Source organism: Paenilisteria riparia FSL S10-1204, assembly GCF_000525995.1.
Taxonomy (GTDB): Bacteria; Bacillota; Bacilli; order Lactobacillales; family Listeriaceae; genus Listeria_A; species Listeria_A riparia.
In genome coordinates, this window is the sequence record NZ_AODL01000015.1 from 1 (window position 1) to 11,728 (window position 11,728).

General features: G+C 39.4%; 14 protein-coding genes and 2 pseudogenes. 7 read left to right on the plus strand and 9 right to left on the minus strand.

What is annotated here, in order from left to right:
• The coding region (locus tag PRIP_RS09955) for an alpha-glucosidase C-terminal domain-containing protein (protein WP_036101057.1) at nucleotides 1–360 on the plus strand (360 nt) is incomplete at its 5' end.
• Nucleotides 361–536: 176 nt separating this feature from the next.
• On the opposite strand, the pseudogene PRIP_RS09960 reads toward PRIP_RS09955, so the two are convergent.
• The 6 genes and pseudogenes from PRIP_RS09960 to hemE all read right to left on the minus strand — a co-directional run bounded on the left by PRIP_RS09960 (nucleotide 537) and on the right by hemE (nucleotide 5,324).
• Nucleotides 537–1,313: pseudogene (locus PRIP_RS09960) on the minus strand (Cof-type HAD-IIB family hydrolase).
• 94 nt (nucleotides 1,314–1,407) lie between these two features.
• Nucleotides 1,408–1,755 carry a hypothetical protein gene (locus PRIP_RS09965; protein ID WP_036083084.1) on the minus strand — a complete coding sequence of 116 codons (348 nt, stop codon included), beginning with the start codon at nucleotides 1,753–1,755 and terminating at the stop codon, nucleotides 1,408–1,410.
• 156 nt (nucleotides 1,756–1,911) lie between these two features.
• On the minus strand, nucleotides 1,912–2,550 hold the full coding sequence (hemG, locus tag PRIP_RS17980) for a protoporphyrinogen oxidase (RefSeq protein WP_077912978.1): 639 nt from the start codon (nucleotides 2,548–2,550) through the stop codon (nucleotides 1,912–1,914).
• Nucleotides 2,551–2,563: 13 nt separating this feature from the next.
• Nucleotides 2,564–3,226, minus strand: a pseudogene (gene hemG, locus PRIP_RS17985) (protoporphyrinogen oxidase); the annotation flags it as partial.
• 119 nt (nucleotides 3,227–3,345) lie between these two features.
• Complete coding sequence (hemH, locus tag PRIP_RS09975) at nucleotides 3,346–4,269, minus strand: ferrochelatase (protein WP_036101058.1); 924 nt, start codon at nucleotides 4,267–4,269, stop codon at nucleotides 3,346–3,348.
• On the minus strand, nucleotides 4,266–5,324 hold the full coding sequence (hemE, locus tag PRIP_RS09980) for a uroporphyrinogen decarboxylase (protein WP_036101059.1): 1,059 nt from the start codon (nucleotides 5,322–5,324) through the stop codon (nucleotides 4,266–4,268). The genes hemH and hemE overlap by 4 nt, the downstream gene beginning before the upstream one ends.
• Nucleotides 5,325–5,526: 202 nt before the next feature.
• Between hemE and PRIP_RS09985 the strand changes: the two genes are divergently transcribed.
• A complete protein-coding gene (locus tag PRIP_RS09985) occupies nucleotides 5,527–6,030 on the plus strand; it encodes an antibiotic biosynthesis monooxygenase family protein (protein ID WP_036101060.1) in 504 nt (167 codons plus the stop codon).
• Nucleotides 6,031–6,174: 144 nt separating this feature from the next.
• Here the strand turns inward: PRIP_RS09985 and PRIP_RS09990 are convergent, their stop codons facing one another.
• Together PRIP_RS09990 and PRIP_RS09995 are read right to left on the minus strand one after the other, a co-directional pair.
• Nucleotides 6,175–7,392 carry an ABC transporter permease gene (locus PRIP_RS09990; protein WP_036101061.1) on the minus strand — a complete coding sequence of 406 codons (1,218 nt, stop codon included), beginning with the start codon at nucleotides 7,390–7,392 and terminating at the stop codon, nucleotides 6,175–6,177.
• The gene (locus PRIP_RS09995) at nucleotides 7,382–8,131 is read right to left on the minus strand and encodes an ABC transporter ATP-binding protein (protein WP_036101062.1); all 750 of its coding nucleotides are present in this window, start codon (nucleotides 8,129–8,131) and stop codon (nucleotides 7,382–7,384) included. The genes PRIP_RS09990 and PRIP_RS09995 overlap by 11 nt, the downstream gene beginning before the upstream one ends.
• Before the next feature lie 165 nt (nucleotides 8,132–8,296).
• Between PRIP_RS09995 and PRIP_RS10000 the strand changes: the two genes are divergently transcribed.
• From PRIP_RS10000 to PRIP_RS10020, 5 genes are all read left to right on the plus strand, one after another.
• Nucleotides 8,297–8,716, plus strand: coding sequence for an HIT family protein (locus PRIP_RS10000; RefSeq protein ID WP_036101063.1), 420 nt, complete (start codon nucleotides 8,297–8,299; stop codon nucleotides 8,714–8,716).
• Between the two features lie 27 nt (nucleotides 8,717–8,743).
• Nucleotides 8,744–9,115 (plus strand): YtxH domain-containing protein, encoded by a 372-nt coding sequence (locus tag PRIP_RS10005; protein ID WP_036101064.1) that lies wholly within the window; start codon nucleotides 8,744–8,746, stop codon nucleotides 9,113–9,115.
• A 198-nt stretch (nucleotides 9,116–9,313) separates the two neighbouring features.
• Nucleotides 9,314–9,856 (plus strand): DUF3267 domain-containing protein, encoded by a 543-nt coding sequence (locus PRIP_RS10010; protein WP_036101065.1) that lies wholly within the window; start codon nucleotides 9,314–9,316, stop codon nucleotides 9,854–9,856.
• Nucleotides 9,857–9,867: 11 nt separating this feature from the next.
• Nucleotides 9,868–10,056 (plus strand): hypothetical protein, encoded by a 189-nt coding sequence (locus tag PRIP_RS10015; protein WP_036101066.1) that lies wholly within the window; start codon nucleotides 9,868–9,870, stop codon nucleotides 10,054–10,056.
• 142 nt (nucleotides 10,057–10,198) lie between these two features.
• Complete coding sequence (locus PRIP_RS10020; RefSeq protein WP_036101067.1) at nucleotides 10,199–11,095, plus strand: peptidylprolyl isomerase; 897 nt, start codon at nucleotides 10,199–10,201, stop codon at nucleotides 11,093–11,095.
• Between the two features lie 56 nt (nucleotides 11,096–11,151).
• Here the strand turns inward: PRIP_RS10020 and PRIP_RS10025 are convergent, their stop codons facing one another.
• A complete protein-coding gene (locus tag PRIP_RS10025; protein ID WP_036101068.1) occupies nucleotides 11,152–11,532 on the minus strand; it encodes a VOC family protein in 381 nt (126 codons plus the stop codon).
• Nucleotides 11,533–11,728: the final 196 nt, after the last annotated feature.

Below are 11,728 nucleotides of genomic sequence, written 5' to 3' on the forward strand. Positions count from 1 at the left end.
TGGCTTGCGCCGATTCATGAGGATAACTGGACGGTCGACAAAGCGCTTGCTAATCCTGATTCGATTTTTTACACGTATCAGCATTTAATTGCGCTACGACGGGAGCATGCGATTTTTGCGAATGGTGATTTCCGATTACTTGATGCCGAAAGTGAAGTCATTTATGATTATGCGCGCGAATGGCAAAATGAAACGCTAGTTGTTGTTGGTAATTTTAGCGAGAAAGAAATGGCGTGGCTTGTGCCTGAACAGTATCAAAATAAGGATTGCGCAATTCTAGCATCTAACTATGGACGCGAAACGTTAGAAAATCAGATAACTTTGCAACCGTATGAAGCGCTGATGTTGCATTTAAAATAAAGCTTTACTTTGAACGGCTTGCGTGTTACTATTAATTTTATGCGATGAGCCTACAAGCAGTGTGAAATAATCACTGCCTACCCCTTAAACATCAATGCTTTGTGGAAGGCAGTTTAAGGGCGCTATAAAAACAGGATTTCCAGTTTCTTATGAGACTGAAAATCCTGTTTTTTCATTTATTCAAGTAATCCGCATAACTGCAAACCTTTTGCAATGCCGTCATCGTTATTATTTGCCGTGATAAAGGCTGCTTTTTCCTTCAAAGCTGGCACGGCATTGTCCATTGCAATCGCATAATCCACCGCTTCGAACATCTCCAAATCGTTCATACCATCGCCAAATGCGTATGTTGGCACATCTTCAAATCCCATTACCTCTAATAGTTTAGCAATCCCACGCGCTTTAGAACCGCCTTTTGGCACAACGTCATTGCTAAACGGTGTATTGCGTACAAATTGAAAATACGGATACCGCTCTGGGAAAAATTCATCGCCCTGCTCCAGCAACAGCAACAACATATAAATTGGCTCTTTTAAATAAAGCTCGGCATCGATTTCTGGTGATGCTTCGCCTAAATAACGATAATGCTTTTCCATAATCTCATTTTGCGCGGTTTGCCCTTATTTTTTTTCTTCTGTATAAAAAGCCATCTCAATACCTTGTGACCGTGTCCCTTCGTACAACGCTTTAATTTCTGCTACAACGATTGGATTCGTGTAAACTTCTTTGCCATCATACATCACATATTGGCCGTTCATCGCAATAACAGAAGTCATTTTTGTTGCATCAAGAACATGATCAATTTCACACAATGTACGTCCAGTTGCAATAATTGGCATGATATTTTTGTCACGTAATGCTTGTAAAGCTTGAACAGAACTGGCTGCCACCACAGAATCGCTCGTCAGTAACGTTCCATCTAAATCAAAAAAACAAATACCTGCTGGTTTCAAAAAATCAAATCCTTTCCCGATCTCACTTCTTCCACCTTATCATATTTGAACCACACAAAAAACCGATTCGCATTTGAGCAAACCGGTTTTACTTTTAGTTATTGTTGTAATAGACATCGCCAATTTGTAGCATTGCGCTAATCGTATTGTACTTGTCATCACCGATATGAATTTTCTCGTCATCTTCTTGATAATGAATAGGCATTGATAGCAATGTTTCTTTATCTTGTTTAAAGTAATGTGTATCCAAACCTAGCTTTTCTGTCACTCTAACTATGTATTTATTGAATTTGGTATTACTTCTAACTTTGCCATTCAAAATCGCTTCCGCCGTGGCTTGTGAAAAATTAGTCGCCTTTGCAAATGAGCGTTTCGTAAAGCCATTCAGTCTTATATATAAATTAATATTTTCTGCAATTCGTTTCTTTTCTATTTTATCCATTTTCTTTTCCTCCCGTATTGGGTATGTCTATGCTGTTATTATGCCCGAGTAAAATGAGAATATGATTAAAACTAGGTAGTATTATGGTAATAATTCATGATAGCGCTTACCTGCGTGTGTTTAAGCCAAAATAAAAACCCAGAAAAAATTCTGAGTTTAGTTTTTTAAGAAATTTAGTATGGAAGTGACACCTGATTTTGCTTGGCGGACACACTCCGATAGTTCCACTCCTTCAAAAGAAGCGCCACCCGCAAAAATACCTGGATAGGATTGCTTGAACTCACTATAGATGGCTTCTTTCCGATGTTCGTGGCCTACGGTGTACTGTGGGATGCTATTGCGCCATCTTGTCACCGTAGTGAATTCTGGTGGTTGGTTGATTTTCATGATTCTGTTTAGGTCGCTTAGAACCGTTTCTTCGATTGCCTTGTCGGCTAAATCAACAATCGATTCTTCCTTACGACGCCCAACAAAAGCACGGAGCAAAATTTTATCTTCCGGCACAGTATGCGGCCATTTCCGGTGAATCCAAGAACATGCAGCCATCGAAAAATCTTCATTTCGCGATACGACAAATCCGCTGCCTTTAATGTCTTCTTCCACCGCATCTTTCGGAAACACCATGGCTACTGTCGCGACACTTGCCGCCGGAATTTCCCCCATTTGTTCAAAAACAGCATCGCCGCGGAACAATGGGACAATTTCTTGGTACGGTATAGCGATGAAAATACTATCTGCTTGAAGCTTTTCTTTTTTGGAAATCGTGATTTCATAGCCTCGCGGTTGTCTTGTAATCGCTTGGACACGCTTACCTTTTTTTTATAATTTTTGTGGAAAGTTCTTGTTCTAAGGCTGATACGACCGAAGAAAGTCCTTCACGAACGGTTAGGAATGTGGCTTCCGTCGGTTGTTTCGCCGTCGTTTCATTATAGATTTGGCGAACACCTTTTAAAAGACTGCCATGCTCGTCTTCTAATTTCAGAAACTGTTCTCCCGTAGCTTCTGCGCTCATTTCATCTAAATCACCGGCGTAAATGCCTGACATGAGTGGCTCCAAAATATTGTCCACCATCTCATCGCCCACTCGCGCCCGCAAAAACGTGCCAAGTGCCATGTCCTCGTTAGCCACGCGCTTCTTGCCCAAAAATAAATCACCGAATACGCGAAATTTACCGCTTGACGACAACAATCTTGATTTAATAAAAGGCCGAAATCGCGTCGGAATTCCCATAATAGAACCTTTAGGAATCGCATGCAGTCCTTGCTTTGCCAACACGAAGTTCTCGCCCGTCGCGTTCTCCACCAGGCAATCCTCCATCCCAAGATCTTTCACCAAATCTTTCATTTCTGGTTTCCGACGCAAAAACGAATCGGGACCGCGCTCAATAATATAACCGTCCCGCTTCATCGTATCAATCTTTCCCCCGACTTTTGTGCCTGCTTCTAATAATACTAATTCATAGTCTAAATTTTGTTTCTCAAGTTCTTTTTTTTAAGTAAAATGTGCTTGATAATCCTGTAATTCCCCCACCAATTACAACAATTTTCTTTCTCACCACAGGAAACACTCACCTTTTTAGTTATATTTCTCTATTTTGACCAATTTTTCCAAACAACGGTTGCTAGTACGTCTAAAAATTCTTTGTCATCATTTGGCATCGGCGGACGATGGTATGTCGCACCAATCTCATCTGTTACTACTTTGCACTCATAGTCATTATCATACAAAACTTCTAAATGTTCCGCCACAAAACCAACTGGCGTATAGATGAAGTGCTTGTATTTGTAATCTTTGAATAAAGCGCGCGTCAAATCTTGCACATCAGGCCCAAGCCAAGGCGTACCAGTCTTTCCTTCACTTTGCCAGCCCAATGCATAATTAGGTACTTTTACTTTATTAAAAATTAATTTTGCGGTTTCTTCTAATTGGTCTGGATATGGATCGTTTTGTTCCTTAATTTTTTCTGGTAAACTATGTGCAGAAACAATAAGAACTGCTTGATCAAGCTCATTTTGTGGAATATCCACAGCATTAATCCGCTCAGCCCACATCGTAATAAATTTCGGTTCATCGTACCAGCTATCGATCGTTTGAATCGTTGGCCCGCCAATTTCTTCGCTTTTCTTCAACGCACGACCATTGTATTCTTTCACACTAAAACTTGAATAATGAGGCGCTAAAATAATCGAAATCGCTTCTTCGATACCGTCATTCTTCATTTCTTGTACCGCATCTTCAATAAACGGTTCGATATGCTTCAAGCCAATGTATGTTTTAAATTCGACATCCGATTGCATCGCGTTTAATGTTTCCGCCAAACCATAGGCTTGCGCTTGCGTAATTTTAGCAAGTGGTGATAGACCGCCAATGGCATGATAACGCGAACGTAAATCGTCAATCAGTTCTTGACTTGGCGTATGCCCGTGACGAATATCCGTATAATAACGCTCAATATCTTCATCTTTGTAAGGCGTTCCATATGCCATTACTAATAATCCAACTTTTTTACTCACTTTTCTTCACCCCTTAATAAAATTGCACTTCGATCGTGAACAAACGTTGTTAGTTCCTTCAGCATTGCTGGCGGCACTTCAGGAAAAACACCATGCCCAAGATTGAAAATAAAGCCCGTTTCCACTGTACCCTCTTGCAAAATTTGATCTGCTTGCGTCAAACATTTATCTCGTGCTAAAAGTAGTGCTGGATCGAGGTTCCCTTGCACGGCTTTATTCCCCGCGTGTATTCTTGCTTCTTTAATAGACATGCGCCAATCCACACCAACAACATCCACGTCCATGTCTTTCCATTCTCCTAACAAATGTGTTGCACCAACCGCCTGCATAATGACTGGCGTCGTTGGACTTTGTTGTTTTATTGCTGTTACAATTTGTGTAATTGCCGGCTTAATGTATGTACGGTAATCTGCTGCGCTAAGCGATCCAACCCACGAATCAAAAATCTGAACAGCACTTGCCCCCGCTTTGATTTGCGCTAATAAATAATCCGCAGTCATAACGGCTAGTTTTTGCATCAACATGTGCCATTCTACTTCTTTCGTGTACATAAATGCTTTTGTTTGGTGGTAGCTTTTCGATGGTCCGCCTTCAATCATGTAGCTCGCCAGTGTAAATGGCGCACCTGCAAAACCGATAAGCGGCACCGTTAACTGCTCTTGCGTCAACAACTTAATCGTGTCCAACACATACGGCACATGCGTATCTGCTTGGAATAAAGCGAGCTTCTCAATATCCTTGCCATCACGAATTGGATTCTCAATAACAGGGCCAATACCACTCTTAATCTCAACATCCACACCCATACCTGGGAGCGGCGTCATAATATCCTTATACAAAATCGCTGCATCCACGCCATATTGTTCCACAGGAAGGCGCGTCACATAAGCACATAGCTCCGGCTGATGCGTTATTTCAAATAATGAGTACTTCTCCTTTAATTTGCGATATTCCGGCTGAGAACGTCCTGCTTGGCGCATATACCAAACAGGTATTTGTTCCACGGCTTCTTTTCTCGCAGCACGTAAAAATAAATCATTTTCTAACCTTTTCATGACAAAACCCCTTCATTGTTCATTACAGCACATAAAACGAGACATCACTTTATAATGATTACAATCTACAGCATACCAAAAAACATAGCGAAAAACCAGATATCTAACTTCTCGACGTTTTATTTTTGCAGAAAAAGTAAAATAGTTGTAGTATCTAATTATATAAAAGCTACATATTATGATTAGAAAGAAGGCAAATACTATGAAATATGCATACATCACAAGCGGAACCGAACATTTTCTGCGTCAAATTCTTGCCGCTCACCCAACACGCAATATTACATTACTACAAAATTTCGGTGATTCTATCCTTTTAGAGGAAACAGAAGCGGCTACCGTATTTAGGGAGGGGAACACTTATCGAATCACCCACAGCTACGGTGAGATGAAAGGCCATGGCACAGTCACATTTGAATACTTACACCTACGTTCCGAAGAAGTACCCATTTTCCAGAAATTATACCAATCTATTTCCTTAAAACTGCACGAAGCACCTGGTTTACAATGCACACAATTACTACAATCCCGAACAGAGAGTAAATATCTTATTTTAACGTTCTGGGACAGTGGAAATGCCTATCAACATTGGAAAAACGGCGCAGAGCACAATAAAATTATGGATTTGATCCGCCAGAATAGTTCACAGAGTGGTTTCTCACATGTAGATGTATACCATTTCCCTGAATATTTTCATGATGAGAAGTAAATCATAATATATCTAAGCCTCTAGCAAAGCGTAATTCGCTGAGCAAGAGGCTTTTTGATACGCTTACACAGTTTATACAATACCCATCAAAAAAAGTGATGCGCATCTGCAATAGAGCTTTAGCATCACTTTTTTTATTTAGTTTTACTGATACATCTTCTTCACTCTAAACGGCACGTACATGAACGTAAATACCGCTACAAAGGCTAAATTCACAGCTAATATAATGACGCCGCCAATTGAGCCGTTTTGCGCAATGCCGATAATGCCGAATAGTAATGCCTGGGCAACTAGCAAAATTCGCAAGAAATGAATAAATGAGCGTGTTCTGAACGCATCGCTAATCGGATACAGTTTCATCATGACTTGCCCATCGAAATGGCGCAGCATCGGAATGAACTGGAATCCGGTTAAATAGATAAATAATAGCGAGAAAATAATATTCAAATAGAAACCTTGCACAAAAACAAGTAACAAGAACGCAATCACCGTTAAGCGTACATAAAGTCCCATGAATTCATTCGTCCGCACAAATGTCCTACTCCACAAATATGCAAATGTTTTACGTTTCGCATACGGAATTGGACGATATAAGAAGTCCAAATACGCCCGGCGACGCACAGTTCCCTTTAAATGAGGCACATCCGTGAATAAATTCGCCAAACGATAAAAACGATTCATCCTCGCTTCTTCTTTATCAATCAAATACTCCCAGCGTATCGTTAGCCCTGCCGTCTTATTTTTTATCCACAAATAGCTACCAAGAAGAACGACCAGCGTCACAGGAATCGACCAAATTAGATTAAAAGCTAGTACTAAATAAATAAGTGCTGCACTAATAATAATTCGCGTAAATAACCACGTTGTATCTGTATTCTCAAGCTTCGCCGTCTCCCACTGAAAATAAATATTCCATAGTTTCATCAGCAACATCACAATCACTAACGGGAAAAATCGTGAAAAACTAAAACCTGTAACTGCCGCATACATTGGCATACAAGCCGCTAGCACCAAAATAAAAATATAAATCTGCATCCAGAAACTAGCCATATGTGCCTTTTTAAAATAGTCTCCCATTGCTTTTTCTTGAACGATTAAATATACCGCATCAGGGCGTTTTAGCAATGTATAAATAGAAGTAACTGCAATCGCTGCTGTGAGTAGAATTACCATCAGAGGAATCGCAGGAAACTCTGGAGTTAGCGTTTTGACCCAGCCAGAATAGGTATATACAAACGCGCCAACGCCAATTATTAAAACGAAAAGCAAATGATCATTCAGCATGTACCGCAAGTAGCGCATTACTTCCTCTAAGTAACTGCTGTAACGCTTCCTAAATAAATCTACCGCATCAAATTTCATCGGCCTGATCTTCTTCCATCGTTAATTGTACGTAAATCTCATCCAACGAAGCTCCTGGCATCTCAAAATCAGCTTGCAAATCAGAAAGTGTCCCCTGCGCACGAATCACACCATCATGTAAAATAATAAAACTATCGCAATATTTCTCAGCTGTCGCTAAGATATGCGTCGACATTAAAATACTAGCTCCCGTATCTTTCATTTCTCCAATCCACTGAAGCAACGACTGAATACCAAGCGGATCAAGCCCAACAAAAGGTTCATCAATGATATACAAATTCGGCTCAATAAGAAATGCCGACATAATCATCACCTTCTGCTTCATCCCTTTTGAAAAATGGGCTGGAAACCAATTTAGCTTCTTTTCCAAACGAAATTCTTTTAGCAAAGGAGCCATCCGCGTTTTTAATTCTTCTTCTGTTAAGCCGTAAGCCATTGCTGTTAATTCCAAATGTTCTTTTAATGTAAGTTCTTCATATAATACAGGTGTTTCTGGAATATATGCGAATTGTTTACGATATTCTTCGGTGTTTTCTTTTAAAGAATGACCATTGATGGTTATCGTGCCTTGTTTCTGCTGCATTAAACCAGTAATATGCTTAATTGTTGTACTTTTACCAGCACCATTTAAGCCAATTAGACCAACGATTTGACGTTCTTCAATTTGAAAAGAAATATCTTTTAAAACGGGGCGTTTTGTATAGCCGCCAGTCAGGTTATGAATTTCTACTAAAGCCATGTTATCACTCCTATTATCCAATCTTATTGACCTTATAATAGCACAGATACCATCGTTTTTGCTATACATTCACTATTTCGATTGCTTTTATACATGCGTTTTATTTAGTTTTATGGTACATTAGATACAAAGAGAGTCAAATTTTTCGGAGGTGTCTATTTCAATATGGATGATTGTATTTTCTGCAAAATCGTGAAGGGCGAGATTCCTTCTGCTAAAGTTTATGAGGACGATCAAGTGTATGCCTTTCTGGATTTAGGTCAAGTTACTGAGGGCCACACACTAGTCATTCCGAAACAGCATGCGCGCAATATTTTTGACTTACCTGAAGAAACGGCAGCGGAAATTTTCCGTCGGGTTCCTAAGATTGCGGCGGGTATGAAGAAAGCTTTGCCACTAAAAGGACTTAACATTTTAAATAATAATGAAGAAATCGCGTCTCAAAGCGTCTTTCATTATCATATCCACCTAATTCCACGCTATACGAACAAAGATGATTTCGGCTTGAAATGGACGGACAATGCCAACTGGTATTCCAAAGAAGCTTTCCAGGAATTGGCCGACAAAATAGCTAAAGAGGTATAAAATTAAAGAAATTTGGAGTGATCGACTATGAATGCAAAATCTATAATACTCGGCGCACTTATTGGCGGTATTGCCAGCGCTGCAACGGCAATTATTTTAGCCCCGAAATCAGGGCGTGAATTGCGCCAAGACATCGCCGCAAAATCAGGCGAAGCTGGTGTGATTTTGAAAGAACTGGCCTACAATGCTACCGATTTACTACAATCGGTTCAAGTTCTGAGCTCTGAAGGTACGACATTACTAAAAGACCTATCGACCGACATTAAAGAATCTGTGGCTAATTGGAATGAAGAAATGGAACCAGAAAAAGCGCGTCTAAAAGAAGAAATCAAAGACATGCAAAAAACCATCTCTGACCTTGAGAAAACACTAAAAAAAGATAAAAAAGACAGCAATTAAATTATAAAAGTGCAAAGCCCTCTCTCACAGGTGATTTGCGCTTTTTATTTTGCGAAAAAATGCAGGGTTGTCACACTTTTTTCACAGGAAAACGACCATTGTTCAAATAAGGGTTGAAAAATTGGCTGGTAGGGACTACAATACTAAGGTGATGCATGCCATCATAGATATTTTTTAGTAATGGAGGATTAGTTATCCATGCGTTGTTTAAAGACAATCAATGTGGAGCGAAAAGATGAGTATAATCGCGTCTTTTTTAAATCCAGCTTAATTTCGTTAGCCACTATGTGCGTATTATTTTTAATTGAAAATCTGGTCTTTCCGAACCAATTTGTGATGGTCTTTGAATTGCCAACATTTATTGCATTACTTGCATTGTATCCTCTTCATAAGGGTCTGCATATTCTTGCACTTATGCGATATCGTGACGGTGTGCAAATTCGAGTGAGACGACATTTTTATGTATTGCCTTGTTTACAAGTTCGGGTTCGTCGTGTCATTCCAAAATGGCATTACATTGCTTCTTTAATTTTTCCGTTTGTTTTTATATCGGTGATTTTAATTGTGGCGATGTTCACGACGACAATTCTTCATTCGCCATTGTTTCTCATTTTGATTGCGATTCATGTGGGAATGTGTTATCCGGATTTTCTCCATATCAAAAACATTCTTGGAACACCAAAACATACTTTTGTTGAAGATGCTGATCGTGGTTTTTCAGTGCTTGTTTCAGAAGAGTAAGGAGGAAAATTGTGTTTCTTTACGTAGTATACGCCGTATTTGGCGTGATTGCTTTACTTGCTTTTAATTTATTGGTCGAGCGGTATGTAACAAAACAAGATTTTAACCCGAAACAATGCCAGTTATTTTATCGTCTTGTAAATATTTCCGTGTTACTGCTTCTCTTTTCGGCAACGCTTGACGGTATAATGCTGTCATAAACATCTAATGAGAGACGTTAGAAGCAAAATTAGAAATGGATTAGATTTTTGACATTTTACTTTATTGCCACCTATTTTGTGGTATGATGTAAATGTAGTTAAGCAGAACTTATTTAAACTTTTGAGGAGAGTGTATTAGTTAATGAAGAAAAAATTAGTATTAGGTATGGTATCAATGATGGGTCTTTTCAGTTTAGCAGCATGTGGCAACTCAGCAGATGACGCTGTTGTTGAAACAAAAGCTGGAGACGTAACACAACAAGAACTTTATGATGCCATGAAAGCCAAAGTTGGAGATCAGTACGTATCTCAGCTTGCAATGACGAAGATTTTAGAAGATAAATACAAAGTAACAGACAAAGAAATCGATGCAGCATACAAAACGTTCCAAGATCAATATGGTGACCAACTTGCAAGCATGTTACAACAAAGTGGTTACACAGAGAAATCATTTAAATCTGATTATCTGAAATTCGATCTTTTGAGCACGAAAGCAGCAGAAGCTTCTGTTGACACAAGCGATAAAGCGTTAGAAGAGTATTACAAAACATGGCAACCAGCTATCACTGTTGAACATATACTAGTTGCTGACAAAGCGAAAGCAGATGATCTTCACAAGAAAGTAACATCTGGCGGTAACTTTGAAGAATTAGCAAAAGCTAACTCTACAGATACAGGTTCTGCTACACAAGGTGGTAAATTAGCGCCATTCGGTCCTGGTAAAATGTTACCTGAGTTCGAAAAAGCAGCATACGCATTGAAGAACAAAGGCGACATCAGCCCAGTTGTTAAAACAGACGCCGGTTACCACATTATTAAAATGCTAGACCACCCTGCGAAAACTACTTTTGAAAAAGATAAAGCGCAAGTGAAGAAAGATTATCTAGCTTCTAAAGTAACTTCTGAGACTAAAACAGCAGCGTTGCAAAAACTATACAAAAAAGCTGACGTTAAGATTGACGACAAAGATTTGAAAGATGCATTCGCACAATACGATTCATCTGCAAAAAAAGAATCTGATTCTTCAACAACGAAATAATTAGCAAATAAAAAACGGTAGTTTCCATATTCGGAGGCTACCGTTTTTTTTGTCGTTTATTTTTCAAGAATTGCGAAATAGTTATTTTCGATGTCAGCGAAGTTGAAGACGCGGCCAAAGTTCGGGATGTCAACAAGTTCACCGACTGTGATGCCTTTTGCTTGGAAATCTGCGTACATCGCTTCTAAATTATCACCATAGAGTAAAATAGACGGTGTACCTAAGTTCATTTCTGGTTGAGCTTTAGCGACTGCTTCTTTGTCTTGTAGAACAAATGTTGTTGCTGCATCTTTTGTTGGCGCGATTTCGATCCAACGTTGTGCATCCCCTGCTTCATTTTCAGATATGATGACGAAGCCTACTTTTTCTGTCCAGAATTTTGCTACGGCTTCTTGGTCATTAACGTAAATCATTACTTGCCCGATTTTGTTAATCATTAGTTTATTCCTCTTTTCTATGTGTTTTGATTGCTTGTTTAGTATAGCAAGATTAGTAAGAGGATTCAAAAATTAAGTGAGTGCTATGGCTTTGCCTGCCGAACCAAATTCGCGGATTTTGGATTGGACGGTTTGAATGATGGCTTCGCGAGCTGGTTCTAATAGTGTGACTTTGGGGTTCGGTGGGTGGTTTGGG